Annotated in this window: 30 protein-coding genes and 1 riboswitch; of the genes, 13 read left to right on the forward strand and 17 right to left on the reverse strand. The window is 54.1% G+C overall.

Annotation, left to right across the window (positions count from 1 at the left end):
• Window positions 1-114 precede the first annotated feature (114 nt).
• Window positions 115-1,605 (forward strand): class I SAM-dependent DNA methyltransferase, encoded by a 1,491-nt coding sequence (locus D888_RS0103165; protein WP_020675079.1) that lies wholly within the window; start codon window positions 115-117, stop codon window positions 1,603-1,605.
• Window positions 1,606-1,745: 140 nt separating this feature from the next.
• Here D888_RS0103165 and D888_RS0103170 read toward each other — a convergent pair whose 3' ends face one another.
• Complete coding sequence (locus D888_RS0103170) at window positions 1,746-2,459, reverse strand: response regulator transcription factor (RefSeq protein WP_020675080.1); 714 nt, start codon at window positions 2,457-2,459, stop codon at window positions 1,746-1,748.
• Window positions 2,456-3,415, reverse strand: coding sequence for a sensor histidine kinase (locus tag D888_RS0103175; RefSeq protein WP_020675081.1), 960 nt, complete (start codon window positions 3,413-3,415; stop codon window positions 2,456-2,458). The genes D888_RS0103170 and D888_RS0103175 overlap by 4 nt, the downstream gene beginning before the upstream one ends.
• Before the next feature lie 119 nt (window positions 3,416-3,534).
• Between D888_RS0103175 and D888_RS0103180 the strand changes: the two genes are divergently transcribed.
• The 4 genes from D888_RS0103180 to hemH all read left to right on the forward strand — a co-directional run bounded on the left by D888_RS0103180 (window position 3,535) and on the right by hemH (window position 8,111).
• Window positions 3,535-4,614 carry an NAD(P)H-dependent flavin oxidoreductase gene (locus D888_RS0103180; protein ID WP_020675082.1) on the forward strand — a complete coding sequence of 360 codons (1,080 nt, stop codon included), beginning with the start codon at window positions 3,535-3,537 and terminating at the stop codon, window positions 4,612-4,614.
• A gap of 223 nt (window positions 4,615-4,837) precedes the next feature.
• On the forward strand, window positions 4,838-5,947 hold the full coding sequence (locus tag D888_RS0103185) for a radical SAM/SPASM domain-containing protein (RefSeq protein WP_033423367.1): 1,110 nt from the start codon (window positions 4,838-4,840) through the stop codon (window positions 5,945-5,947).
• 65 nt (window positions 5,948-6,012) lie between these two features.
• On the forward strand, window positions 6,013-7,050 hold the full coding sequence (gene hemE, locus D888_RS0103190) for a uroporphyrinogen decarboxylase (protein WP_020675084.1): 1,038 nt from the start codon (window positions 6,013-6,015) through the stop codon (window positions 7,048-7,050).
• A gap of 89 nt (window positions 7,051-7,139) precedes the next feature.
• A complete protein-coding gene (gene hemH, locus D888_RS0103195; protein ID WP_020675085.1) occupies window positions 7,140-8,111 on the forward strand; it encodes a ferrochelatase in 972 nt (323 codons plus the stop codon).
• A 265-nt stretch (window positions 8,112-8,376) separates the two neighbouring features.
• Here hemH and ccsB read toward each other — a convergent pair whose 3' ends face one another.
• The 4 genes from ccsB to D888_RS0103220 form a co-directional block, all read right to left on the reverse strand.
• The gene (gene ccsB / locus D888_RS0103205) at window positions 8,377-9,237 is read right to left on the reverse strand and encodes a c-type cytochrome biogenesis protein CcsB (protein WP_020675087.1); all 861 of its coding nucleotides are present in this window, start codon (window positions 9,235-9,237) and stop codon (window positions 8,377-8,379) included.
• 20 nt (window positions 9,238-9,257) lie between these two features.
• Window positions 9,258-10,628, reverse strand: a complete 1,371-nt coding sequence (resB, locus tag D888_RS0103210; protein WP_020675088.1) for a cytochrome c biogenesis protein ResB — start codon at window positions 10,626-10,628, stop codon at window positions 9,258-9,260.
• A 101-nt stretch (window positions 10,629-10,729) separates the two neighbouring features.
• Window positions 10,730-11,155 carry a hypothetical protein gene (locus tag D888_RS0103215; RefSeq protein ID WP_020675089.1) on the reverse strand — a complete coding sequence of 142 codons (426 nt, stop codon included), beginning with the start codon at window positions 11,153-11,155 and terminating at the stop codon, window positions 10,730-10,732.
• A 118-nt stretch (window positions 11,156-11,273) separates the two neighbouring features.
• Window positions 11,274-12,149 (reverse strand): DnaJ C-terminal domain-containing protein, encoded by an 876-nt coding sequence (locus D888_RS0103220; protein WP_020675090.1) that lies wholly within the window; start codon window positions 12,147-12,149, stop codon window positions 11,274-11,276.
• Window positions 12,150-12,379: 230 nt separating this feature from the next.
• On the opposite strand from D888_RS0103220, the gene hemG reads away from it, so the two are divergent.
• Window positions 12,380-13,792 carry a protoporphyrinogen oxidase gene (gene hemG, locus D888_RS0103225; RefSeq protein ID WP_020675091.1) on the forward strand — a complete coding sequence of 471 codons (1,413 nt, stop codon included), beginning with the start codon at window positions 12,380-12,382 and terminating at the stop codon, window positions 13,790-13,792.
• Window positions 13,793-13,835: 43 nt separating this feature from the next.
• Here hemG and D888_RS0103230 read toward each other — a convergent pair whose 3' ends face one another.
• Together D888_RS0103230 and D888_RS0103235 are read right to left on the reverse strand one after the other, a co-directional pair.
• The gene (locus tag D888_RS0103230; RefSeq protein ID WP_020675092.1) at window positions 13,836-14,294 is read right to left on the reverse strand and encodes a ferritin family protein; all 459 of its coding nucleotides are present in this window, start codon (window positions 14,292-14,294) and stop codon (window positions 13,836-13,838) included.
• Complete coding sequence (locus tag D888_RS0103235; RefSeq protein WP_156826935.1) at window positions 14,281-14,541, reverse strand: hypothetical protein; 261 nt, start codon at window positions 14,539-14,541, stop codon at window positions 14,281-14,283. Before D888_RS0103235 ends, D888_RS0103230 begins: the two co-directional genes overlap by 14 nt.
• A gap of 211 nt (window positions 14,542-14,752) precedes the next feature.
• Between D888_RS0103235 and D888_RS0103240 the strand changes: the two genes are divergently transcribed.
• The 5 genes from D888_RS0103240 to D888_RS0103265 all read left to right on the forward strand — a co-directional run bounded on the left by D888_RS0103240 (window position 14,753) and on the right by D888_RS0103265 (window position 17,508).
• Window positions 14,753-15,049 (forward strand): DUF2288 family protein, encoded by a 297-nt coding sequence (locus D888_RS0103240; protein ID WP_020675094.1) that lies wholly within the window; start codon window positions 14,753-14,755, stop codon window positions 15,047-15,049.
• A complete protein-coding gene (locus D888_RS0103245) occupies window positions 15,042-15,716 on the forward strand; it encodes a uracil-DNA glycosylase (protein WP_020675095.1) in 675 nt (224 codons plus the stop codon). The genes D888_RS0103240 and D888_RS0103245 overlap by 8 nt, the downstream gene beginning before the upstream one ends.
• Window positions 15,713-16,342 carry a LysE family transporter gene (locus tag D888_RS0103250; RefSeq protein ID WP_020675096.1) on the forward strand — a complete coding sequence of 210 codons (630 nt, stop codon included), beginning with the start codon at window positions 15,713-15,715 and terminating at the stop codon, window positions 16,340-16,342. Before D888_RS0103245 ends, D888_RS0103250 begins: the two co-directional genes overlap by 4 nt.
• Window positions 16,343-16,445: 103 nt before the next feature.
• Window positions 16,446-16,775 carry a DUF6172 family protein gene (locus D888_RS0103255; protein ID WP_020675097.1) on the forward strand — a complete coding sequence of 110 codons (330 nt, stop codon included), beginning with the start codon at window positions 16,446-16,448 and terminating at the stop codon, window positions 16,773-16,775.
• A 115-nt stretch (window positions 16,776-16,890) separates the two neighbouring features.
• Window positions 16,891-16,979, forward strand: a riboswitch (cyclic di-GMP riboswitch).
• Between the two features lie 130 nt (window positions 16,980-17,109).
• Entirely contained in the window at window positions 17,110-17,508 is a 399-nt protein-coding gene (locus tag D888_RS0103265) for a response regulator (protein WP_020675099.1), read from the forward strand.
• 42 nt (window positions 17,509-17,550) lie between these two features.
• Here the strand turns inward: D888_RS0103265 and D888_RS0103270 are convergent, their stop codons facing one another.
• Genes D888_RS0103270 through D888_RS0103280 form a run of 3 tightly spaced genes read right to left on the reverse strand, consistent with a single transcriptional unit; the run spans window position 17,551 to window position 18,927 of the window.
• Complete coding sequence (locus D888_RS0103270) at window positions 17,551-17,856, reverse strand: (2Fe-2S) ferredoxin domain-containing protein (RefSeq protein ID WP_020675100.1); 306 nt, start codon at window positions 17,854-17,856, stop codon at window positions 17,551-17,553.
• Window positions 17,857-17,880: 24 nt separating this feature from the next.
• Window positions 17,881-18,381, reverse strand: a complete 501-nt coding sequence (gene def / locus D888_RS0103275) for a peptide deformylase (protein ID WP_020675101.1) — start codon at window positions 18,379-18,381, stop codon at window positions 17,881-17,883.
• 6 nt (window positions 18,382-18,387) lie between these two features.
• Complete coding sequence (locus D888_RS0103280; protein ID WP_020675102.1) at window positions 18,388-18,927, reverse strand: glycine cleavage system transcriptional repressor; 540 nt, start codon at window positions 18,925-18,927, stop codon at window positions 18,388-18,390.
• A gap of 180 nt (window positions 18,928-19,107) precedes the next feature.
• Between D888_RS0103280 and D888_RS0103285 the strand changes: the two genes are divergently transcribed.
• Both D888_RS0103285 and D888_RS24725 read left to right on the forward strand, forming a co-directional pair.
• Window positions 19,108-19,920 (forward strand): DUF547 domain-containing protein, encoded by an 813-nt coding sequence (locus D888_RS0103285; protein ID WP_020675103.1) that lies wholly within the window; start codon window positions 19,108-19,110, stop codon window positions 19,918-19,920.
• Window positions 19,921-19,994: 74 nt separating this feature from the next.
• Entirely contained in the window at window positions 19,995-20,213 is a 219-nt protein-coding gene (locus tag D888_RS24725; RefSeq protein WP_342666792.1) for an Rdx family protein, read from the forward strand.
• Window positions 20,214-20,220: 7 nt separating this feature from the next.
• Here D888_RS24725 and D888_RS22860 read toward each other — a convergent pair whose 3' ends face one another.
• From D888_RS22860 to D888_RS0103315, 6 genes are read right to left on the reverse strand one after another with little or no spacing between them, the layout of a single operon-like run.
• Window positions 20,221-21,126, reverse strand: coding sequence for a protoheme IX farnesyltransferase (locus tag D888_RS22860; protein ID WP_020675104.1), 906 nt, complete (start codon window positions 21,124-21,126; stop codon window positions 20,221-20,223).
• 13 nt (window positions 21,127-21,139) lie between these two features.
• Complete coding sequence (gene coxB / locus D888_RS0103295) at window positions 21,140-22,360, reverse strand: cytochrome c oxidase subunit II (protein WP_020675105.1); 1,221 nt, start codon at window positions 22,358-22,360, stop codon at window positions 21,140-21,142.
• Window positions 22,361-22,368: 8 nt separating this feature from the next.
• Entirely contained in the window at window positions 22,369-22,653 is a 285-nt protein-coding gene (locus D888_RS0103300; RefSeq protein ID WP_020675106.1) for a cytochrome C oxidase subunit IV family protein, read from the reverse strand.
• 8 nt (window positions 22,654-22,661) lie between these two features.
• Complete coding sequence (locus D888_RS0103305; RefSeq protein WP_020675107.1) at window positions 22,662-23,261, reverse strand: cytochrome c oxidase subunit 3 family protein; 600 nt, start codon at window positions 23,259-23,261, stop codon at window positions 22,662-22,664.
• Complete coding sequence (locus D888_RS0103310) at window positions 23,251-24,876, reverse strand: cytochrome c oxidase subunit I (protein ID WP_020675108.1); 1,626 nt, start codon at window positions 24,874-24,876, stop codon at window positions 23,251-23,253. Before D888_RS0103310 ends, D888_RS0103305 begins: the two co-directional genes overlap by 11 nt.
• Window positions 24,873-25,676, reverse strand: a complete 804-nt coding sequence (locus tag D888_RS0103315; protein ID WP_020675109.1) for an SCO family protein — start codon at window positions 25,674-25,676, stop codon at window positions 24,873-24,875. Before D888_RS0103315 ends, D888_RS0103310 begins: the two co-directional genes overlap by 4 nt.
• Window positions 25,677-25,702: the final 26 nt, after the last annotated feature.

Here is a 25,702-nt window from a genome sequence, read left to right on the forward strand (position 1 = left end):
AAGGGCCAACAGCCTTGCGGCTTGGATAGATACTACCCAACGTTGCCTCCCCGTGCAACAAGTTTTTTGTATGCAGTATTGCATAACGCAACTCATCTAATGAAGGTTGATTGAATGACCCCAGCAGCAATTGTTTCCAAACTTTGGAATTACTGTAACGTCCTGCGTGACGACGGCATGAGCTATGGCGACTATGTCGAACAGCTTACCTATTTGCTCTTTCTCAAAATGGCCGACGAGCGGACTAAACCACCATACAATCAATCGGGTAATGTCCCGGCCGCTTACTCTTGGCCGACGCTGCTCAAGAAGGACGGCGACGAGCTGTTCGACCACTACCGTCATACCCTGGAAAACCTCGGCAACGAGAAGGGCCTGCTCGGACTGATCTTCAACAAGTCACAGAACAAGTTCCAGGACCCGGCCAAACTGCGTCGCCTGATCGTCGATCTGCTCGATAAGGAAAACTGGTCGGTGATGAGCGCCGATGTGAAGGGGGACGCCTACGAGGGGCTGCTGGAGAAGAACGCCCAGGACACCAAGAGCGGGGCTGGACAGTATTTCACCCCGCGTCCGCTGATCCAGGCGATCGTTGACGTCATCGCCCCCAAGCCGGGTGAGACCATCAGCGACCCGGCCTGCGGCACCGGCGGCTTTCTGCTCGCCGCTCACGACAGCATTGTTTCCAAGCATCCCCACATGACCAAGACTGAACTCAAAGGGCTCAAGCAGGGAACCTTCAAGGGGTGGGAGCTGGTGCAGGCGACCGCACGGCTCTGCGCCATGAACCTGATGCTGCACGGCATCGGCAGTGATGACAGCGATCTGCCGCTGCTGGTCTCCGATTCCCTCGCCGCCGATCCGGGTGATCGTTTCGATATTATTCTAACCAACCCCCCCTTTGGCAAGAAGAGCAGCACTACCATCGTCGGGGAAGACGGCAAGGTCGGCAAAGAGAAGGAGACCGTCGAGCGGGACGACTTCTGGGCGACCACCTCGAACAAACAGCTCAACTTTATCCAGCACGTCAAGACCTTGCTTAAGCAGCATGGCCGCGCCGCCGTGGTCGTGCCGGATAACGTGCTGTTCGAAGGCGGGGCGGGGGAGACTATCCGCCGCAAGCTGTTGCACGAATGTAACGTCCACACCATCCTGCGCTTGCCAACCGGTCTCTTCTACGCCCAGGGTGTCAAGGCGAACGTGATCTTCTTCGACCGCAAACCGGCCAGCGAAACGCCCTGGACCAAAAAGCTCTGGATCTATGATCTACGCACCAATATGCACTTCACCCTTAAGACGCACCCACTCCAGCGAAGCGACCTCGACGAGTTCGTCGAGGTCTACAGCGCCAAGACCCGCAAGGAGAGCTGGAGTGAAACAACTCCGGATGGCCGCTGGCGCTGCTACGACTACGCTGATCTGATCGCGCGCGACAAGGCCAGCCTCGATATCTTTTGGCTCAAGGATGACTCGCTGGAGGATTCGGATAATCTGCCCGAGCCCGGCATTCTTGCCGCCGAAATCGTGCAGGATCTGGAAGCAGCACTGGAGCAGTTTCGGTTGATAGCTGAGGATTTGGGTGAAGATGTTGAACCTGATGTCTAGGAGACTGGCAGACTATGCGGGTTTTAGCCAGGGGCTCAGGAGGTTATTGGCCACATTTGGTTGGTGATAATGGCAGAATCTGATTTTGTTTGTATCCCGGTCTGTCGGGGCCTCTCGTCCAGATTCTTGTGGGGCGGTTGTTAGTTTCCCTCAAAATCCCCGCCTCGCACAAAGCGATAACCACGGCCACGCACGGTTTGGAAGTGAAGAGGTTTTGCGGGGTTGAGTTCGAAATATTTGCGTAGCCGGACAATAAAGTTATCCAGGGTGCGGGTTTCGGTATTGGGCTTCATCCCCCACACTGACTGCAGCAGTTCCCCTCGACTGAGGATTCTCCCCTCGCGACTGAAAAACAGGGTCAACATCTTCACCTCAAGTTCTGTCAGTTCAAGTTCGCCGTTGTGGGTGAGCGCGCGACGCTCGGTCAGGTCGACGCGGTTGGCGCCGAAGGTATACGTTTGCGAGGCGGTGCGAATCCCCTGGCTGCGACGCAGCAGACCTTTCACCCGTAGTAAGAATTCTTTGAGACTGAATGGCTTGGTCAGATAGTCATCGGCTCCTTCACTGAGTCCAGCGACCCTGTCGTCCTCATCTCCCCGCGCGGTCAACATCAGGATTGGCAAATCTGAGCCACTGGCGCGCAGTTGCCGGCAGAGTTTAAGACCGTCCATTCCCGGCAGCATGATATCAAGCACCAGGAGAGAGAAGTTGTGCAGCGGAAGTTCTTTGAGCGCCTCTTCGGCCGACTGGCAGTGGATGACGCGGTAGCTCTCGGCCTCCAGATTAAAAATGATACCGTCGGCAATATTCGGCTCATCTTCTACGAGCAAAATTTCAACCATGGCACTGTTCATCGCGGGTCCTTAGCTTTTTTGGAGGCGAGGGGCAGGCGCAGGTAAAAAGTGGACCCTTTACCCGGGCCTGCACTTTTGACCCAGACCTTGCCATGGTGGCGGCGAATGATAGAGCGCACGATAAACAGGCCGAGACCGCTGCCGCGGATGGTTTTCCCGGTGATACGCACGCGGTAAAACATGCGAAAGATCTTTCTATACAAACGCGGGTCGATACCGCGACCCTGGTCGGTAATGCTCAACAGCGCAAAATCCCCATCAGTCTTTAACTCAATTCGGATTCGTGGTGGTCCCTCGGCATAAAGGATGGCGTTTTCAACCAGGTTGCGCAAGACCGTCTCTAGTGCTTCCTCATCAAAACGCAGGTAGAGTTGCGGTTCGATGCTCCAGTCGAGAGTTCCGTTTTTTGGGAAAGAGTTCTTTCTCTGCTGCAACCAATTTTCGACAGCCGCTGAGAAATCGCCTTCCTCCAAATTGAAATTACTGCTGCGATGTTCGAGTTTGCTCGCAGTCAGCAAATTATTGATCAGGCCGTGGAGGCGCTCGGTATCGCCCTGCATCAGGCGAACAAACTTTTGCAACTGCTGCGGTTCGGGTTGGCGCATCTCGATGGTTTCGAGGTGCAACTGGAGTGAGGCGAGGGGCGATTTCAGTTCATGACTGACCTGAGCGATAAAGTTGTGCTGGGCACGATAGAGGGCCGCCTGACGTTGCCAGTAGAGAAAGATAACGTAGACCCCGACTAATATCGCGACCAGCAGAATGATCCCTTCAGTCAGAATCAGCCAATCGGTTTTAAGCGGTAACAGTTCGGTCTGGTATTTTTCGGCCAGTTCTTTCAACTGCTGGTGGCGACCGAGAAACCAGTAGATCCAGCCAATCAGCAATAGAATCCATAAAAGTTGGATGCCAATGAAGGTGATCAGTGGATGGAAGATGCGGCGGATTAATTTCATGCTCTTTTGTAACAGGGAACAAGCCGCTGGACAAGGGCGGTTTTACACAACTATTACAGTTCGTTAGCCGGTTGCTCTGTTAAGGTGTGCGCTGATAAAATAATGCACAAGGAGCAGGTATGACCGAGAAGTTGAAAATCGGACGATATATTGCGCGATTCCCGGTGATTCAGGGTGGTATGGGAGTGCGGGTTTCTGCCCATCGACTCGCGGGCCACGTTGCCAAAGCTGGCGGTGTCGGGCTGGTTGCTGCTGCCGGTCTGGCCTTGAATAGCGGTTTGTTCAATGGCAAAAACTTCTTTGTTGCCGATCGTGAAGCTGTCAAGATCGAATTGACCAAGGCCCGAGAAATTGCTCCGGATGGAATTATCGGGGTAAACTGCATGGTCGCGGTCAGCAATTATGACGATGTGGTTGTGGCGGCCTGTGAAGCGGGCGCTCAGTTAATAGTCAGTGGAGCGGGCCTGCCTTTGGGGCTGCCCGGTTTGACGGTCGATTATCCCGATGTCGCGCTGGTGCCAATTGTTTCGTCGATCAAGGCCGCCGAGTTGATCGCACGTAAGTGGCACCGGGGGTTCAATCGCCTGCCCGATGCGATCGTGGTTGAAGACCCCGAGACTGCTGGTGGTCATCTGGGGGAAAAGCCGGAAAATATCGGTGTCGGTAAATACGATCAGTACGCTACGGTCCGCGGGGTTAAAGACTATTTTCGCGAGACCTGGAATCTCGATATCCCGGTGATCGCTGCTGGCGGCGTCTGGGATCGCGCCGATCTGGAGTACGCTTTGGCTCAGGGTGCCGACGGCGTGCAGATGGCCAGCCGTTTTGTGTGTACCGAAGAGTGTGATGCAGGGGATGCTTTCAAGCAGGCCTATCTGGACGCCCAGCAGGAAGATATTGATCTGATGATGAGTCCGGCAGGTTTGCCGGCGCGGGCGCTGGTACGTAATATTGATGCTGTGCGCCAGCATGATCTGGATATAAACCTGCGTTGTCCGCTGAACTGTTTGAAAAAATGTTCCTACAAGGAAAAGCAGGAACGCTTCTGTATCGTGACAGCCCTTGATCGCGCTCAGAAGAATGACGTTGAGACCGGCCTGATCTTCTGTGGCACCAATGCCTGGAAATCGGACCATATCGGCACGGTGGCCGAGATCTTTGAAGAGCTTTTTCCCCTCTCCGCGCGAGACCACATCTGAGTTATCAGGTTGATATGACTCATCCGGGCCGGCCATGATGTTGACCATCAGGGCTGGCCTTTTGTGTTTAATGGCCGGAGATGTCAGGGGGCGAAGCTGGTACAAACCTTCGTTCCTGCTTGAGTTGCGCTCTCCGATTAGTGTATCCTAGACGGATTGTTCTCGACGCCTCACCTGACATTAAATGAGGGGTCACGGAGGGGCCACCAGCATGGGAGAGAGTATGAGTTCAGCAGAAGAAAAGTTCATCCCCAAATGGATCGCCTGGGAATCAACCCAGCGCTGCAACCTTAATTGCGTGCACTGTCGGTGCTCGTCAGACATGAGCGCGGCCGCCGGCGATTTTAATACCGCTGAAGCCTTTAAGTTAATTGATGATATCTGTGAAGTTTCAACTCCGGTAATGGTGCTCTCGGGCGGCGAACCGCTGATGCGGGCTGATATCTTCGAGATCGCCGAGTACGGGACCAGCAAAGGGTTGCGCATGTGCATGGCGACCAACGGCACGCTGATCACCGATGAAATCTGCCAGAAAATGCTCAAGGCGGATATCAAGATGGTCTCATTGTCGCTGGATGGTTCGACGGCCGCAATCCATGACGATTTCCGCAGCAGCCCGGGCGCTTTCGAAGGGACCCTGCGCGGGGCCGAAACCCTCAAACGCAATGGCATCAAGTTTCTGGTTAATTCATCCTTCACCAAGCGCAATCAGACCGATATCGGGAATACTTTTCAGTTGGCCAAGAGCATCGGTGCCACCGCCTGGTATATGTTCATGATCGTCCCGACCGGTCGCGGTGAAGATATTATGAGCGAACTGATATCGGCCGATGATTACGAAGACATTCTGGCCTGGCACTATGAGCAGGAGAAAAACGAGGATGATATCCTCATGCGCCCGACCTGTGCTCCACATTATTACCGGGTGGTACCACAGATGGCCAAGGCCGAAGGGGTCGATTTTAAACGGCGCAGCCTGACTTTTTCGACCGGCGGAGGCAAGGGCTGCATCGCCGCTCAGACCATCTGCCTGATCGACTGTTTCGGTAATCTGAAGCCCTGTTCCTATTTCCATTCATCGGTCGGCAACGTAAAGCAGATCCCCTTCAAGGATCTCTGGTTTAACAGCAAAACCTTCAATGACCTGCGCGATTTCAAGAGCTACAAGGGGAAGTGTGGCGAGTGCGAGTTCATCAATATCTGCGGCGGTTGCCGCGCCCGGGCCGATGCGGTCCACGGCGATTACATGGCTGAAGAACCCTTCTGTAACTACATCCCCGGGCGGACTGCCAAACGTCTGGCCGCCGAAGCGGAAGAAAACGCGGCAAAGTAATCTGAACTTGAGTGGGGACAAAATTCAATTCTGTTCCCTTAGCGATATATGGAGGCAACATACTAATGTCCAAGCAATACGATTTCATTAAAGCCTGCTGGTGCCAGCCTGTTGACCGTGTCCCTGTCTGGCTGATGCGCCAGGCGGGCCGTTATCTGCAGTGTTATAAGGATGTCCGCGCCCAGGGTGGCGGCACCTTTCTCGATCTGTGTAAGGACCCGGCGCGCGCTGCCGAGGTGACTATTCAGCCGATCGATATTCTTGATGTTGATGCGGCGATCATGTTTTCAGACATTCTCACCCCGATTGAACCGATGGGGATGGCCCTTGATTTCGTGCCCGGTCCGGTCTTCGAAAAGCCGATCCGCACTGCAGCTGACGTCGAGGCCTTGATCCTGCCTGACGATATGGCTTTAGCCGTGCCCTATGTGCCGGCAATCATCAAGCGTTTGCGCATTGCCTTTGAAGGCCGCGTGCCGCTGATCGGCTTTGGCGGTGCCCCGTTTACCCTGGCCTGCTACATGGTCGAAGGGAAGGGCTCCAAAGATTTTGCCGAGCTGAAGAAGATGATGTATTCCGACTTCCCGCTCTATGACGCACTGATGCAGAAGATCACCGAGATGGATCGGCGCTATCTGAATATGCAGATCGATGCGGGCGCGCAGACCATCCAGATTTTCGACACCTGGGGCGGACTGCTGGCACCGCATGATTTCGAGCGCTATATCCTGCCCTACGCCAAGCAACTGATCAATGGCCTCAAGCGTGACGGCATTCCGGTGATCTACTTTGTCAAGGGCGGCGGCGGAATGCTCGAACTGGTCAAGGAAGCCGGCGCCGATGTTATCGGTCTCGACTGGCACGTCAATCTGGGCAAGGCGCGTGACATTCTGGGCGACAAAATTGCGGTGCAGGGGAATCTTGATCCGACCGTGCTCTATGCACCTAAACCTTACATCGAGCAGGAAGTGCAGCGGATTCTCAATGAGAACGCCGATCGTCCCGGATTTATCTTCAACCTGGGACACGGTATCCTGCCGACCGTTCCGCCTGAGAATGCGATACACATGGTCGAGTGTGTACACCGTTTAAGCCAAAAATAGCGTGAGACGCGAGGTGTGAGGAGTCAGGCGTAACAGCTTTCAATTCCTCACACCTCACCCTTCACCCCTCACACCTCACGGTTTCCACAATGTCTTTAGAGCAACCGACTGCTTTAATCCTGCTCAACATGGGCGGCCCCGATTCTCTCGAGACGATCGAGCCTTTTCTGTATAACCTGTTTTCCGACCGGGAACTGATCCAACTCCCCATGGGTGCGCTGCTGCAGAAGCCCTTCGCTAAGCTGATCTCCCATTTTCGTAGCAAGAAGGTCCGAGAAAGCTATAAGTATATCGGCGGCCGTTCGCCGTTACTCGCCTGGACACGGAAGCAGGCGGTTGGGATTGCCGAACGGCTTGGCGGTCACATTCAACCGTTTGTATTGATGCGCTACTGGCAGCCAAGGGCCGCCGAGGTCATGACGCAGCTGAAAAAAGCCGGAATCCGGCAGGCGATTGTGCTCTCGATGTATCCGCACTATACCGGGGCCACGACCGGCAGCAGCATTAATGATTTTGAGCAGCATGCCGAAAAGCTCTACCCCGAACTCAGCTATCAGGTGATTGATCAGTGGTACGATTGGCCGGGGTATGTAACGGCGCTGGCATCTCGGGTGGAAGAGGGTCTGGATAATTTTCACGAGTTGATGCGCGATGATGTGCGCATCCTTTTTTCGGCTCACGCCCTGCCGCAAAAATTTATCGACCGTGGCGATCCTTATCAGCAGCAGGTTGAAACGACTGCGAGGCTCGTTATGGAGCGCGTCGGTAACTATCGCTGGAGCATCGCTTACCAGAGTCGCAGTGGGCCGGTGAAGTGGATGACCCCCGGAACGGACCTTGAGCTAATCCGACTCGGCGCCGAAGATGTGAAGTCACTCCTGATGGTGCCGATCTCCTTTGTTTCAGATCATATCGAAACCCTTGAAGAGATTGATCTTCAGTATCGTATGCTGGCAGAACAGCATGGGATTGCGCACTTTTTCAGAGCGCCGTCGCTGAACGATCACCCTGACTTTCTGGAGGGGATGGCAGGGTTGGTGCGAGAGCGATGTCAGATATAAGGAAGTGTCGCATTTGTGCGGAAGAGTTTTCTTCAGACCAGAACCTTGATTTACCCGAACAGCAGGTCGGTCTCCATCTGGCCAAACAGGAATATGCTGACCTCGGCGAGCTTTGTGCGAGGTGCCTTGCCAGTCGAGGACGCTTGGCGATGATGTATAAAACCGAGTGCTTTGACTAGGGCGCTCGACATTTTGGGACAAGTAAAAAGAAAGGCCCGGCTGAAATTCAGTTGGGCCTTTCTTTTTAGTATTTTGAAAAAGCGGCTTACATGCCTCCGCCACCATAGGAGTGCAGTCCCGAGAGAACCAGGTTGACGCCGAGATAGCAGAAAATGGTTGCCGCAAAACCGATTACTGATAACCAGGCCGCACGACGACCGACCCAGCCGCGGGTGAAGCGGGCATGCAGGAAGGCGGCGTAGATGAACCAGACAATCAGGCTCCAGGTCTCTTTCGGGTCCCAACTCCAGTAGGTGCCCCAGGCGTAATTAGCCCAGGCGGCGCCGGTGATGATGCCGAGGGTCAACAGCGGAAAGCCGATCATGATGGCGCGATAGTTGATGTCATCGAGGACACGGATGCTCGGGAAGATCCCGAGAATGCCGCCGATCGGGCCATCACCCTTCTCCTCTTTGCCGACCTTGATCAGATACATGATTGACACCCCGCAGGCGACGGCAAAGGCTGCATAGCCGAGGAAGCAGGTGAGAACGTGATAGGTCAGCCAGTTGCTTTGCAGCGCCGGGACCAGCGGTTCAATCGAGGTGTTGAGGGTCAATTGCGCCCAGGTCATCCCGAGAAATGCAAAGGGGAGGACAAAGGCTCCGATCGAGGGCTGCTTATACTTGAAATCGATGAGCAGGTAAATTACCAGGATGGTCCATGCAAAAAAGACCACCGATTCATACAGATTTGACAAAGGGGCATGACCGACACCACCGGGCATCTGATAAGACTCATACCAGCGCATGCCAATGGCCAGGGTATGCACTGCCACGCCGGCCACGCAAAACAGGTGGGCGAGAAAGGCGACCTTGGAATTCCGGGTCGCAAGGTAGGTAATAAAAAGAACCATGGCGATGAAATAGCCAAGGGTCACAAAGTTAAAAAGTTGTCCACTTTCCATGAAGATCTCTCCTTGCCTGATCAGGCTTTATTCGTGACCGTGTTCTCGATCTGTTTTTTAAGTTCTTCAAACGTCAGGGAAAATGCCGCCTGATTCCGATGGGCATTGGCTGCCATTTGCACCCTGGTTTTGCCCTGTTCGTGCGAGAGCCGAATCCAGACACGCCGGTGTGAAAAGAAGAAGGCACTCATCGAGCCGAACACCATCAAGAAACAACCAAACCAGACAATCCACACCCCTGGATCTTTTGCGACCTGTAGCCCGGTGTACTGTGGCTGGTGGTAAGACTTGAGGGCAAAGCTGAAGTCACCGCCACGACGTGCATCAAACTGCGGGAATTTCTGCAGGATGATAAACGGCGTGCGATGTTTCCCCTCGGGGGTATCGACATGCAGCTTAGCGGCCGCACCATAGCTCTCATAGCTTGCCGTGAAATCGTCGACGGAGAAGAAGAAACCGTTCGGCAGCGGGACGCGTTGCCCCTGTGCCGGGTTCACTGTCAGTTTATCACCACTTTTATTATCAGTGACTTCGATTTCAAAGGTGCCGGTTCCAGCCGGGCCATAGCTCGACTGATAGAAAGTGATCCCTTTGTAGGAGAGGGGTTCGTTGACAATAATTTTTGCCTTATCGTAAATAACCTTACCGTTGTCGACGATGGTCAAAAGACTGCGGAATTCTTTGGGGCGCATGGTTCCCGGGTAGTATTCGACTTCAAATTTATCACAGCGCACGCTGTAGCCGAGTTGAATCGGCTGGTTGCCGTTACGTGGCCAGACCTGAGTGATTGAAGTCCCTTCAACGATGTTGACGTAGGCTTTGTAGCCCCAGACTGTACCGATAATCGCTCCCAGCATGATGATCAGAATCGACAGGTGGGTCATGTAGGCGCCGAAGCGTGAATAAATCCCTTTTTGGGCAAACAGATTCAGGTGCCCGTCAACTTCAGTCAGGGTTGGTCTGGTAAAGGCGGATTTCAGGGTGTCAGTGAGGCGCTGAGCCAATTCATCAGCGGGCTCTTTGGTGATGAATTCAGCCTTGTTGGCCGAATTTTTATAGGTACCGTCTCCCGCAACCAGCATCGGCTGGCTGACGAATTTCCATACACGCGGAAAATTCTTGATCGAGCAACAGATCAAGTTGACGCAGAAGAGCCCCAGCAGCCCGACGAACCACCAGGAATGGTACATGTCAGTGAGGTGCATTTTTTGGAAGAGCTCGTAGTTGGAGCGACCGTACTCTTTGATGTACTCTTCGGCCGCGCCGTCCTGCTGGATGACGGTCCCGATAATCGAGGTGACTGCAAGCATCAGCAGAGTAAAGATTGTCAGTTTAAGGGAACAGAAAAAATCCCATAAGCGGTCAGGTGAAGATGTTTTCTTGACGTTCAAGGCGTGAATATCTCCAATAAGCAGATTACCCGGCTAATGTTGACAAATCGTGTCATATTAGCCGGAGTGGGGTGTTGCGTCAACTGGGAGGAGGAGATAAATCACATCAGCAGAATGGTGCTGCGCCGTTGTTTGTCCGTTTGAGAAAGGGGTTGAAGGGGGGGGGTGTGCAGATTTGCAGCATAAAATACCGCATATTGCTGAGGGATCGGATCTGCACTGTGGTATTCGGGTTCTTCGCGATGGGAACCAAGCAGGGCCAGGGCGTTTCCGCCGTTGAGACTGATCAGGGTTGGCTCATTTTGGGTCTGACTGGAAGGATGGTTGTGGTGGCAAAGGGTCGAGGCCGGTCCAGGGATTAAAACTTCGTAGGGCAGCGGATGACAATCGGCCACTTGAGGGGTACAAGAGGAACTAACGCCGGTCCGCGCACAGCAGTTGAGTGCGCATTGCAGGCTTCCGCTGCTGAGGATGACAAACAGCAGTACGGTCAGGAAGAGCATATGTCGGAGCGGAGTCTCACTCATGTTAATTTGAAGCTTCTCCTCGTCAACAGCGCCAGAGCATAAGGACACAGGACGATACTATTTGCAAGCAGAATGCCGGTCATGCGGCGACTGTGCGTTAAAAGCCGAAAAAGGGTATTTAGAGACCGCTCTTGGCAAGATCTTTTATCAATTTAAGCTGGACTTCATCAAGTTGGGCCGGGACCTCAACATTAATCCAGGCGTAAAGGTCGCCGGCTGGTCTTCCGGCGGCTGCGGGTACGCCAAATCCCCGAAGCCGGATTTTCCCCCCGGGTTGAAATCCTGCGGGGACCTTGATCCGCTTCTCCCCTTGCAGGGTCGGGACCTCAGTACTGCAGCCGAGGCAGAGCTGGCTAAAGGGGAGCTTGATCTCGACCAGCAGGTTGTTCTCTTCGCGTTTGAAGATCGGATCGGGATCGATTTTGATCTGAAGGAAGAGATCCCCGGCTTGCCCGCCCGCCGGTGCCTGGCCTCCCTTTCCCGAAATTCGCAGTTTGGCGCCTTCTTCAATCCCCGCCGGAATCCGAACCTTGATTTGCTCGATCTGCCCCTCGTTGCGGTAGTCGACGCGGCGTTCACCGCCTTCGAGGGCCAGGCGCAGCGGGATGCTGACCTCCATCGAATAATCCTGCCCTTTGACTGGCGGGCGGTGGCCGCGAGCGCGTCCTCGTCCACCACCAAACAGTTGGCTGAACAGGTCTTCACTCCCACCGCCGCCGAACAGGTCACCGAGATCGACATTGCGGAAGATATCTTCCTGGCTGAAGCGTTGGTGGAATCCCGTTTCGCCGAAGCGATCGTACTGCTGGCGTTTCTCTTTGTCGGATAGGACCGCGTAGGCCTCGGCGACCTCCTTGAAGCGGTCCTCGGCCTTTTTGTCGCCGGGGTTGCGATCCGGGTGGTGGGTTTGAGCGAGTTTGCGGTATGCTTTCTTGATCGTTGCCTGGTCTGCATCTCTGGCAACGCCGAGGGTCTGATAATAGTCTTTGGCCATGGTTTGGTGCGGCCCTTCCGTTTGGACTGTTGCTGTGGGTTGCCTGTTTGGCAGTCGTTTTAATGAATAACGAGCGAAACTATAGGAACCGGTGCTGATCAGGTCAAGCGCTTTTGTCACTCAGGTCGCGGCGCTTGACGGATATTGGCAATATCGTTAGTATTTGCCGAAAAATTTGGAATAATTTAATTTCAGGTTGTAACACAGACTTGATTATATTTGGAGATTTTATGACCAAAATTGTCGTTCTGGGTGCCGGTATTTCAGGATTATCAACGGCCTATGCCCTTGAAAATTTCGCGCGCCGCGAAGAGTTGGACATCGAAATTCTGGTGCTGGAAAAACTCGACAGAAGTGGCGGGAAGATCATGAGCGTCAAGTCCGAGGGCTTTCTCTGTGAATGGGGTCCGAACGGTTTTCTTGACAACAAGCCGATGACCCTTGATCTCTGTCGCGCTCTCGGGGTCGACTCCGTTTTGTTGCGGTCCAGCGATAACGCGCGTAAGCGCTTTATCTATGCGGCAGAAACCCTGCATCGCCTGCCTGAGGATGCGATTTCATTCTTTAAATCAAAATTGATCAGCTGGCCGGGTAAATTACGCCTCGGCTGCGAAATGCTGATTCCCGCCAAACGGGGAACCGTCGATGAAACCCTGGCTGCATTCGCGCGCCGCCGACTGGGTGCTGAAGCCCTTGATCGCTTGATTGGACCGATGGTCTCGGGAATCTTTGCCGGTGATCCCGAAACTATGAGTTTGCGCAGCTGTTTTCCGCGTATATACCAGCTTGAACAGGAATACGGGGGCCTGATAAAAGCGATGGCCAAGCTCGGCAAAAAGTCGCGTGCCGAACGTAAGGCCGGCAAACAGGTGGCGAGTGCCGCCGGTCCGGGAGGGGTGCTCACTTCCTTCACCGGCGGAATCCAGGAGTTGACCGACTCACTGATTGAAAAACTGCAGGCCAAGGTGCTTACCGATAGCGGGGTGGCGCGGATCGAAAAGAAGCAGGGGGGATTTCTGCTGCATCTTGAAGATCAGTCCCGGATCGAAGCTGAAATGGTAATCAGCTCTGTTCCGGCCCATGCGCTCTCAGGCATGCTGGCAGAGTTGGATTCAGAGTCGGCAAGCCTGCTGAATCAGATCCCCTATGCTTCTATGAATGTGGTTTGTTTCGGGTATCAGCAGGACAGGATTTCCCGCGACCTCGAAGGGTTCGGATACCTGATTGCCAAAGGGGAGAAGCGCAACACGCTGGGAACCTTGTGGGACTCGAGTATTTTCCCTAACCGTGCCCCCGAGGGGCATGTGCTGCTGCGCTCGATGCTGGGAGGCGCAACCAATCCGCAGGCGATTAATTTTAGTGAGGATGAGGTCAGACAGAAGACCATGGCTGATCTGAAAAAGATCATGGGGATTGAGGCTGCGCCTGACTTTGTCCGGATCTTCCGCCATCGACAGGCGATTCCTCAATATATACCTGGACACGGTGCGCGCCTCGCGGCATTGGATAGCCGGATGGATAACTTTAAAGGACTTTTCCTGACTGGTAATGCTTTTTCCGGGGTCGGGATTAACGACTGTGTTAATGCCTCTAATCAAATTGCTGAAAAAGTGATCACAGCACTCAAGCAGCAGCGGTTATGATGAGGCTGCGTGCCGCTTTTTTGCTGCCTCCTTGGCGGGCCTCTTAGCCTTTGTTATAGAGACGAGCATAGTCCGAGGCAATCATTTCGTAATGGTTCTGGGTCGATTCGGCATTTTTTTCAACCACGGCCCGTGCACCAATGTCGTTGAGTTCAAGGGCCATTTTACGCAGATTTCCTTCGACCTCTTTTTCCAGTTTCATCGCCAGTTGTAAGGCCTGGCATTCGTCGAGCCGGGCGATCAGACCGACGTCGAGGGACTGGGCGATTGTGGTATTCGTTTGTGCCTGCAGAACCATGTCATCAAACGTCGGGAGGTCATCCTCGGGATAGATTGCATAAAAACTGCGGGCGTGCTCCCGTTCTTCATCCGCTAACTGGTTGAAGTGAAAAATGGCCCCTTCATCCTGCATCGCCTCGGTTGCCTTCTGGTAATAAACCATCGCATCCAGTTCGACCTGAATCATTTTACGGATCGCGGTTTTCAGTTCAGTTACTCTCATTCTCCAGCTCCTCAGTTTCAACTGTGTTCCCAACGGCAAGTTGGGACATGATCTGCAGTGGCGAATTGTCCTGGAAGCTTAACCTACCTCCAGAACTATTATCAATCAAAGTGATAGGTCCGGTGTGCGAAATGCGAATCCCTTCGGTCGTCGTGCCGCGGGTGATGATTGCCTCTTCATCCAGACTCCAGAGGATATTGATTTTTAGTTGGTACCGGTGTGTGCCTCCGCCCTGAAGCTGTCCCATTCGGCGTCTATCCGGACCTTCTCCGTTCAAGGGTTTTTTTTGCTCTGGCTCAGCAGGCGGTGTCATCGGTGCGCCCTGGTGGAGGCAAAGAGGAATTCTGCTCTTGAGCTAAGAGTACACAAAGACTCAACCATCTGCTTCACTATTGACGATCTGTCCCGCTGCTGGGTATTCTTCGATACCGCCCGTCAGTCCTTGTAAGGAGAAATAAATGTCTGAAGACAGGGAACGTTTTGAAAAAGATTTAGCCGAAATCGATTGGCGCTCGCTCCGCATTCATGCCCGGCGTGATGCCCTGATTCTGGTTGATCTTCAACTTGACCTGATTGAAGTCGCGATCAAGGTAACCGCCGATGCGGCCGAACAGGTCGGCAGCTGGATTGAAAAAGGGCTTCTGTGTAAGCCGACAGCCGAGCAGATGTCCTGCTGGGAGACTGTACTCGACAAGCCTTTCCATATGCTCATCGCCGCTCCATATATTCTGTTTCAAGAAGTTCATCGTGCCTGAGGCATTTGTAGCCACACTTGCCGCTTATCGCCGGTGCGCAGTTTTTAATCCCTGGGGGGAGCGCGATCCACAAAACGACCGAGATCTGGACGGGCCGTTGGTGCGCCGCCGGCAACTTCTGGCCTATCTTCAGGAGCGGATCGGCGCCGCGCGGATTTTGCTGGTGGCCGAAGCGATCGGCTATCAGGGAGGGCATTTCAGCGGTATTCCGATGACCAGCGAACGACTTCTCCTCGGCGGCTTGCAACATAAAGACATTTTCCCCGCAGATGTTTTCCGTCGCGCTCCGCAGCGCACCAGTTCCCCCAAAATCAAACCCGAGGGGTTTACCGAGCCGACGGCGACCATCGTCTGGGGCCTGCTTAAAAGCCTCGGCATAGACCCGCGCTCGGTTGTCCTGTGGAATGCGTTCCCCTGGCACCCCTACCAGCTCCAAAAGGGGCTGCTGAGCAACCGCACCCCAAGCGATGAAGAATTGGTCGACGGGCACGGGGTTTTGCGACTGCTGCTCAGTTTGGGAGGGTTTAAGACGCTGGTGGCCGTTGGGCGAAAATCGGCAATCCAGCTTGCCGGATTGGGACTTGATGCGGCTGAAGTCCGGCATCCGGCCAATGGCGGTGCCGGGAAATTTCGCGAACAGATGAGCGGCATATTGAGGGGACTATGAACTGGTGGGCTGAATTTTTGACGATTGCGCTGGTCCATCTGCTGGCGGTAGCGAGTCCGGGTCCTGATTTTGCGATGGTTATGCGTCAGAGTATTGTTTGTGGGCGACGACCGGCGATCTATACCAGTATCGGAATCGGTACCGGCATCCTCGTGCATGTCTCCTATTGCCTGCTCGGGCTCGGTTTGCTGATCTCCCGCTCACTGCTGCTTTTTAACCTGGTCAAGTTGGTGGGGGCTGCTTATTTACTTTACATCGGTTGGCATTCATTGCGGGCCCAACCGACACCTCAGGAAACAAAGATCGCGGTTGCCGCGCAGGTGATTCCATCTGCCTCCCAGGCATTGCGAATCGGATTTTTGACCAATCTGCTCAACCCCAAGGCGACTCTTTTTTTTCTGTCACTCTTTTCTCTGGTGATCTCCCCGCAGACCCCGCTCTGGGTGCAGCTTGGCTATGGTGTATATATGGCGCTGGCCACCGGACTCTGGTTTAGCGCCTTGTCGGTTTTTCTGACTCGGCCAGCGGTGCGTGGTTTTTTTCGTCGCTTCGGTCACTGGGCTGAACGGCTGATGGGAGGAGTGTTGATCGCCCTCGGCATCAAGCTCGCTTTGACCCAGAGGTGACAGCACCCCAGGGGATGAAACGATTTGGAAAACTTTGCATTAGTGATATCATGTCGCCAGCTGAACTTTCTTTATCCATCCTCATCACGCATTTGGAATCACTATGAAAAAAACGTTTAAAATGTCCCACCCGAAGATTAAAGTCCCAAGGCTTGTCGAAGCCATCAAATATGAAGTGAAAAAATATATTAAACGCGAGCGCGGCAAGACTTTACCCGCCAATGTCGATTTCTGGGATTTTGACTGTCGGTTCGGCGATGATGAGGCGACGAGCGAGGTGATTCATCTCTCAGAGATTAATAAGTGTATTTCTCAGGCTGAAGCCAGAGAGCTGGAATCCTTCTATCTCGAAATCCTGGCCAAACCAGGCATTCGCAGCAAAAAGCCTAAAGAACGAGTGTCGATGGATTCTGACGATTCGGCCATCGGGTAGGCGAAGGAAAGACAGCAAAATACACGGTTTTGCGACCTAATATTAGAGTGATTGACAGGCATTGTTAAATATATTTTAATATCGCAGTCGTAAGGATAAGTTTTTTATAGACCCAGACCGACAATGGCAAAATCAGAGAAATCTGGTGACGCAAAGCCACGGGTCCTCTTTGTGTTGATACAAAAGGATAGCCGGGCCACCGAAGGATGGTGCCCTCTCTTCGGGCTGTTTTTGAAGCGCCATCTCTTTTTCCAAAAGTGATGGCGCTTTTTATTTGTCTGGGCCGGGTAGTTGTCTTGAGCCGTTGGTACGGCAAGAAAAGGAGATTTAGCTTATGTCCCAACGTATCGCTCTGGTTCTGGAAGATAACCAGGAATGTCGCACGCTGCTAACAGAACTGTTGGCGGAAAAACAACTGCAGGTGAAGGCTTTTTCCGGCCCGGATTCTTATCTGGTGACCCGACTTGACAAGGAATGTCAACTCAGCTGTCCCTTTGACGGGTTCACGATGACCGATAACGACCTGCCGGGGATGAGTGGTCTCGAATTTTTAGAAAAGCTTGAAGCCGGAGGGTGTAAGCTTCCTGTTGACCGCAAGGCGATCATTTCGGGAAACTGGTCCGCAGAAGAACGCATGCGTGTGCGTCTGTTGGGTTGCCGTGTCTTCAGCAAGCCGCACAAGATTGCCGAGATTTATCAGTGGGGTGATAAGGGCCCGGCGGAGAAGGTTTGAGCCAAAAACCAAGGGCATCGCGCGTTTTTTAGCGGGAAAATTTTACTGCTCCGGCTGCGTCGACAGGGCTTCGACCTCTTTGACAATCGTGTCGATATCCTCGAGTTTTACGGCGGAATACCAGATCCCTTGGGGGTAGATCATCAGGTTTGGCCCCTCGTTACACAAACCCATACATAAACTTTGGGAAACACGGATGCTGTCGGGTGGCAGGTCCATCTTTTGAAAACGGTCTTTAAGGATCTGTCGGATCTCGGCCCCTCGGCCGTCGGCGCAGGATTTGCGTGCGCCTTGACGATCATTGACACAGACGAAGATATGACAGCGGAACGGGGACTTTTTAACCATCGTAATTCTCCGGCATCTAGCTGCTTACTTGCGGCGAAACAGGTCGGTCTTGAGGCTTGAGACCCGGTCGAGGAAGAGGTAACCATCGAGATGGTCAATTTCATGCTGAATGGCGATCGCTTCGAAGCCAGCCGTTCTGATCACCTGTAGTTGCCGATCCTGATCTTGAAATTTAACCACAATCCGCTCCGCCCGCAGGACATTGCCGGTGTAGTCAGGCACCGACATACATCCTTCCCGGACGGTTGTTTGCCCCTCGTGCTCGATAATCACCGGGTTGACCATGCACAGCAGCCCGTGATTCTCCTGTTTCTTCCCCAGTTTACTCTTGGAGACATCAACCACCACGGCACGCCTGGTGTCGCCTATCTGGGGAGCGGCAACGCCGACGGAATGCCCGGCATCGACCATGGTGTCAACCAGATCCTGCAGCAGAGCGGTGACGCTTGCGTCCCACTTTTCGATGGCGGAACAGACCTCTTTGAGTATCGGGTTGGGATAAAGAAGGACCTCTTTAACAGCCATCGTTCGTTAAAGCTCCACCGGGGTGATCGAACGCACCGAAATATCGACCTTCAGTTCCCGTTTGAGATCGGTCATCCAGCTTTCGACTTCTTCGATCTCGACACCCTGATTAAGCACCGCTTCGATCATCATGACATAGACCGGGGTGCCTTTTTCACCAATTAATTTGGTGTTCAAATCGGTGATGTTGATTTTTCGGTCGCCCAGTTCGCGGGCAACCCGGTAGACGATTCCCGGCTTGTCGGCACCATAGACGGAAATCATACAGATCTCACCCTGCAGATCGGGATGTTCTTCGCCGCCAGGTTTTAACGTGCGCAGGTAGACCGACAAATTCTTCTTCTCGAGTGGGGCGAATGCCTGGGACAGGGCCATCTGATCCTGAAGCTCCGGGTGTGAAATAATCAGGATCATCGAAAATTGCCCGCCGAGGATGGAGCAACTGCTGTCGGCAATGTTGCAGCCGAGCTGGTAAAGGATACTTGTGACCTCGGAAACGATGCCGGGGCGGTCACGGCCTATAATGGTCAGGGCGAAATGGTTCATACTGCTCCTCCTGGGCGGTGTCAGACTGACGGTAAAGTCGCATGCAAAAGCAGGGAGAGCCCGGCCGTCTCAAGGGTCGACTACGTCATGTGGATTGTCGATCTCTGCTATACTTTGTAGCATGTTCGCTGGGGGGTTGGTCAATATATTCAGAGGTATTAGCTTCATGGAAGGGAGACGATGATTGGCGATCAATTACTTTTAAATGATGGTGAAGTCCCGCTTTCGTATAATCGGATCGATGTCGCGGCTGAGTTACAGCTTCGGATCGATCGTCTTAAGAGAGATTTTTACAGCAACGAGAGCGGTCGAGTCGACTACCAAGCCCTGCGTGATTCGCAAGGGTTTAAAGATTATTGCGTTTGTTGCCGGCAGTTGCAGGAATATGATCTGCTGAATTTGAAAACCGTACCCGAAAGGACCGCATTCTGGATCAATCTTTACAACAGTCTTATTGTGCATGGAATCATCGCTCTCGACATCCGGCAGACGGTTAAGGATGTTTATGATTTCTTTGGCCGGATCTACTACCGGATAGGTATCGCCGATTACTCGGCAGACGATATTGAACATGGTATCCTGCGCGGCAACCGGCGTCCGCCATACGGTCTGTTTCACCCCTTTGACGAGGGCGATATTCGTCTGGATTATCGGGTTGAGGAGGTTGATCCGCGGATTCATTTCGCTCTGGTCTGCGGCAGCTCTTCCTGTCCTCCTATCAACTATTATGCCGCTGATAAGCTTGAGGATCAGTTGGAGATGGCTGCCGATAATTTTATAAACGGCGCCGAAGTCGAGATTCTTCCGGAGCAGAATTTACTGAGGCTTTCACCCATTTTCAGATGGTATAAATCTGACTTTGGCGGGCAAAAGGGGGTTCTTGAGGCCCTTGCCCGCTACCGCAAAAAGCCGGAAGATCGTATCTTTCTGCAGGAGTTTGGCAGTAAAGCCCATATTGAATGGAAAGAGTATGACTGGACGTTGAACAGTTGAATCCGTGCGGGGGACGACAGCAACAACGTTGGTCATATTATGTTACGGAATCTTTTGGTGTGAAAGGAGTCTCCATGGACGTCAGTATCGCCTACTGTACCCAGTGAAATTATCTTCCCAAGGCCACCAGTCTGGCGGCCAAACTCAAACAGCGGTTTTCAGCACAGGTAAACCTGGTCCCCTCGTCTGGTGGTGCCTTTGAAATCGTAGTAAATGGTCGAAAAATTTACTCTAAGCTTGAGACCGGGGACTTTCCCGATGAGGAGCATCTGATTCAGTCGCTAGGCGGCTGAACTGTAATTAACCCAGGTTGTCGAAAAAAAGCGTCATGAGCAAAAGAGCCATCGACAGATTGACCAGATGAAAAAGATGTCCACTGCTGGCGTGTTTTGCGCCACGGAGCAGCTCTTTGGAGCTGGCCAGCAACAAGGCTGCGAGTAGCGCAAGATAGATGTCGGCAAGCAGTGTGTTGCTGATCATACCGAAGAGGATAAAGAGGAAGTAGCAGAGGAAAAGAGCTGCCATCCAGCAGGCGTTGATGCCGAACAGGCGTTCTTCGCTGATCTGGCGAAAGGGGGTGGGTAGGCCAGAATCAAGTTGATCCTGACGATAGCGCCAGGCCAGGAGCCAAAAATGTGGAACCTGCCAGATCAACAGGGTGCCGGCTAAGATGACGGCCGCCGGATCGAGGATTGACCCTCCCGCAGCACTATAGCCGATCAACGGTGGCAACGCCCCACAGATGGCACCGGGAAAGACCGCCCAGGCGGTCTTTTTTTTGAGTGGAGTGTAGACGCCGTTGTACCACAAGATGGCAAGCAGGCCGAGCAGCAGTGGCGTTTGGCCACCGTTCATTAACAACATCAGGCCACAACCGATCACCCCGCCCGAGATCAACAAGGCGTGACCCGGCGTGAGTTCCCCGCTGGGCAGCGGTCTTGAGCGGGTGCGGCCCATCCGGCCGTCAATATTAATTTCCTGCAGCTGGTTGAGGGCCGAACAGCCGGCCGCCAATAGCCAGATCGCCAGAGTCGTCAGAACGGCAGGCGGTGCAAAGCCGTGTGCCGCAAAGAGATAGCCACTCAGGGTCGAGAGCGCAACCAGACTGGCGAGGCGCACCCGGAACAGCCGGGTGAGAATGCTCAGGGTTTCACTAACCATCCCTCCGATTTCAGTGCCGACCATCTGGCTGAAAATCTGTTTCAACGGACCTCTTTTCCTATTTCTTCAGGAGTTCCTGCACAATTGCCTCGACCTCGGCATCGCTCAACTGGTCGAAGGTCGGCATGATCGCCGGGTAATCGTCGACGACTTCGTAATTCGGCTGGCGCAGGGCGCGCCGCAGGTAATCGGCATCGACCTTGAGTTTAATCTCTTTCCCCTCGCGTTTGACCTCGGTCGTCCGCGTGCCCAACCCCTTGAAGCTCGGCCCGGCCAGTCGGCTGCCATCGGTTGAATGGCAGCCGAGGCAGCCGTTCTCCTCGATCAGTTTCTGACCATCAAGCTTCTGTGGCTTGGAGGCCGGTTGGGTGTTTTGGTTTAGCAGGTAATCGACGATTGCCTGCTGATCGGCTTCGTTGAGCTGATCCTTTTCGAAAGCCGGCATGATCGGTTGGAACCCCTCAACTACGTCGGCCTTCGGTTCGCGGATCGAGCGGCGTAAATAATCCGCATCGACTGTTAATTTCCGCTCCTGCCCCTGGGTCTTCACTTCGATCTGCTTGCCGTTCAACTGGAACAGGCTGGGTCCGACCCCGGCGCTGCCGTCCAGGCTGTGGCAACCGGTACAACCGTGCTCCTTCAGCAGCGTCAAGCCACGTGGTTCGGTATTCTCGACCGCCGGCTGCGCCCATTTAGCGTAATCCGCCTTGTTCAGAGCCTCGACAGTGGTGACCATCTTGGAATGGCTGACCCCGCAATACTCGGCGCAGAAGACGTCGTAGCTGCCCGGTTCGGTGGCCTTGAACCAGACGTAGGACTCCATGCCGGGAACCACGTCACGCTTGATGCGGAAGGCGGGGACAAAGAAACTGTGCAGCACATCGACCGAGGTCAGATTGACCTTGACCGGTTGGCCGACCGGGACATACAACTTGGCCGACTTCCGGCCGTTGGGATATTCGAATTGCCAGGACCACTGACGAGCCGTGCATTTGATCTCCAGCGCCCCATCCGGGACGTTGCGCAGGCCCAGGTAGCTGACCCAGCCGTACCAGAACATGGTCATGACAATCAGCGTCGGGAGCAGAGTCCAGACCACTTCCAGCCAGAGGTTACCGTGAACATCGGAGGTCGGCTGCGGATTTTTTGAACGCCGATAGCGAATGACAAAATAGATCATGGTGAGGGTGATTCCCACCAACATCAGCGCCGAGATTCCGAAAATGTAGATCAGTACGTTATCGACCCCGATGGCAGTCGGATTGTTCAACGAATTCACGAGGACTCCTAACGGTAGAGCACATCAAAGAAAGTAACACCGATGAAGATTGCCACAATGACCAACAGCACCAGCAGGCCGATTTTAAACAGCCGCATCTCATGGCGCAGATGCATGAAGAAGAAGATCACCAAGCTCGATTTGAGTGAGGCAATACCCAGCGCGGCCCAGATGTTCCAGGGGCCCAGATGGATCCGCGAGACGATAACCGTGGTGACGGTTAATATCAGCAGGCAAATCCAGACCTGGATGAAGGTGCGAAAAGGAACCGGTTCGTGTTTTTGCTCAGACATGCGCAGCCTCACAGAATCAGATAGTAGAGCGGAAACAGAAAAATCCAGATCAAATCGACCAGGTGCCAGTAGAGGGCAGTATTCTCGAGCAGTGTATAGCGCTCGCTGGTCACTTTGCCCTTGGCGGTCATGATCGCGACCACAGTGATCAGGGTCCCGCCGATCACTACGTGCAGGCCGTGCAGCCCGAGGGTGAAAAAGTAGAGATTAAAAAATGCCGCAACCCCTGGGGCCTGCTCGGCGAGATGGTGGGATCCGGGATAGATACCGTGGCCGATCTCGGCCGACCATTCGAAATATTTGTTGATCAGAAAGACGATTCCCAGGAAAACCGTAGTCCCGCACAGGATCAGGGTCAGCTTGGTGCGCCCCCGTTGAAGGGCGGTAACCGCCATGGCGATGGACAGGCTGCTGGTCAGCAACACCAGGGTATTAACGGTCCCAAAGTAGATATTCAGGCGGTGACTGGCGTTGCTGAAGTCGTTTGGAAATTTGGCCAGGGCCATGGCGTAAAGCAGAAACAGGCCGCTGAACAGGATGACTTCCGTGTAGAGGAACAGCCACATGCCGAAGCGGGCGCCGGTATCATCGCGATGCTCAATACTCATCGGCAACCACTCCTTTAAAATCGTAGGGTCCGTGGGTTACAACCGGATCTTCTTCGCCGAAATTTTCGATCGGCGGCGGGGAGGGGATCTGCCATTCGAGTGTTGCCCCCCCCCAGGGATTTGGGCCGACCGGAGTGCCGCTGCGGATCCCCTTCCAGAGATTGACGAACATTACCAGCAGACCAAGCGCCATAACCCATGAACCGACCGTCGAGACCTGGTTCAGAGTGGTGAACTGCGGCAGATAATCATAGTAACGCCGCGGCATGCCCATCACCCCGAGAACCTGCATCGGCATGTAGGTGAAATTAAAGCCGACGAACATCAGTGCCCAGGCGATCACCGCGCGTTTATGATTGTACATACGACCGAAAAACTTCGGCAGCCAGTAGTGCAGGGCGGCGAAAAAGGCGAAGCCTGTGCCGCCGAACATGACGTAATGGAAATGCCCGACGACGAACATGGTGTCAGTCAGGTGGATGTCGCTGGCGGCAGCGCCCAGCACCAGTCCACCGAGGCCGCCGATGGAGAAGAGGAAGATAAAGGAGAGCGCGTAAAGCATCGGCGGGGCCAACTGGATTGAACCCTTGTACAGGGTCGAGACCCAGTTGAAAACTTTGATTGCGCTGGGGATGGCGACGATGAAGGTTAAAAAGGAGAAGATCAAGATCGCCATGTCACTCATGCCGCTGGCGAACATGTGGTGTCCCCAGACCAGTGAGCCGGCAAATGCGATCGCCAGGCTGGAGAGCGCCATCGCCCAGTAGCCGAACAACGGTTTACGGGCGAAAACCGGGATGACTTCGGAGATGACCCCCATCCCCGGCAGGATCATGATGTAGACCGCCGGGTGTGAATAGATCCAGAACATGTGCTGGTAGAGGATCGGATCGCCGCCGCGCGCCGCATCGAACAGCCCGGCGCCGAAGACTCTTTCGAATACGATCAGCAGCAGGGTGATACCGATCATCGGGGTCGCCAGAACCTGAACCCAGGCGGTGGCGTAGAGTGTCCAGACGAACAGCGGCAGCCGGCCCCAGGTCATACCCTTGGCGCGCAACCGGTGGATGGTGGTAAGAAAATTGAGTCCGGTCAGGATCGATGAGAAGCCGAGCATGAAGGCGGCCATCACCGCCAGGTCGATGTTAGTCGTGGTCTGAGTGCTGAACGGCACATAGAAAGTCCAGCCGGTATCGGGCGCCCCGGTGCCGGTGAAGATCGAGAGGATCGCGAGAACCGCGCCGATGATATAGCAGTACCAGGAGATCAGGTTGACCTTGGGAAAGCTGACATCGCGCGCACCAATCATAATCGGCATCAACAGATTGCCGAAGGAGGCCGGGATGCTCGGAATGATGAAGAGGAAGATCATGATCACCCCGTGCACCGTGAAGGTGGCGTTGTAAGTCTGGGCGCTCATGACGGTCGGTCCCGGGGCGATCAGTTCCAGGCGGAGTGCCAGCCCCAGGCAGGCACCGACGATGAACATGGTGGTGACGCAGCACAGGTACATGATGCCGATCCGTTTATGATCGGTCGACAGCAGCCAGCCGAGAATGCCGCGACGCTGGCCTTGTTGCCAGAACCCGCTGTAACTGGAGTTTGTTTCGCTCATTTTTTCTTCTTTCTTCCACTAAGAATCAGGTACAGCAGGAATGAACCGAGGACCAGCAGGATCGAGGTCGCGCTGATCCGCAGCAGATTGAAGACATATTTATGTCCCTGTGGATCGTAACTGAAACAAAACTGCAGCGCTTTGCGGATCGGGACCCCGATCCGGTCCTCGCGCGCTTCAACCAGCGCCATGGTCAGGTCGAGGGCGGAAAAATTTTGACCCGGCAGATAGCGGACGATTTTGCCCCCTTTGTTGACGACAAAGGCGACCACCGGATGCAGGAAATCATCCCCCTGTTTGGTAAAATAATAACCGGCCGCATCAGTGACCTGGTGAATGTTGACCTGATCGCCGGTTAGAAAATGCCAGGCGTCCGGGGGGTAAGATCCCTGCAGAGCGTTGAAAAAGGTTTTTTTGCTATGGGCCGACTGGACGCTGGTCTCGTCGGGATCGATGCTGAAGGTGATAACGTTGTAGTCCTTGCCGGCTTGCAGCTTGAGCTGCGGCAGGACCTGGGCAAGTCCACCGAGCAGGAAATTACAGACGTTGCGGCACTGGTAATAGACCGGTACCATCAGGGTTGGCCGATTGATCAACTCTGCAAGCTGTAGTTGACGACCGCTTGAATCGGTGAACGATGCGCTGAGCGGTATAGATTCGCCGAGCCGTTCATCCAGTCTGTCGAGCGACGGCGTAGCGCCAAGTTGATGCTTGATCGAGGGTTCGCTATCGTGAGCGGTGGCCGCTTGCAGGGGGACAAGGAAGCAGACTATGATCAAAAAAAGCTGACGGTAAGTCAATGGAATCCCTCTAGAAATTATAAATT

It is taken from the genome of Geopsychrobacter electrodiphilus DSM 16401 (genome assembly GCF_000384395.1).
Lineage (GTDB): Bacteria > Desulfobacterota > Desulfuromonadia > Desulfuromonadales > Geopsychrobacteraceae > Geopsychrobacter > Geopsychrobacter electrodiphilus.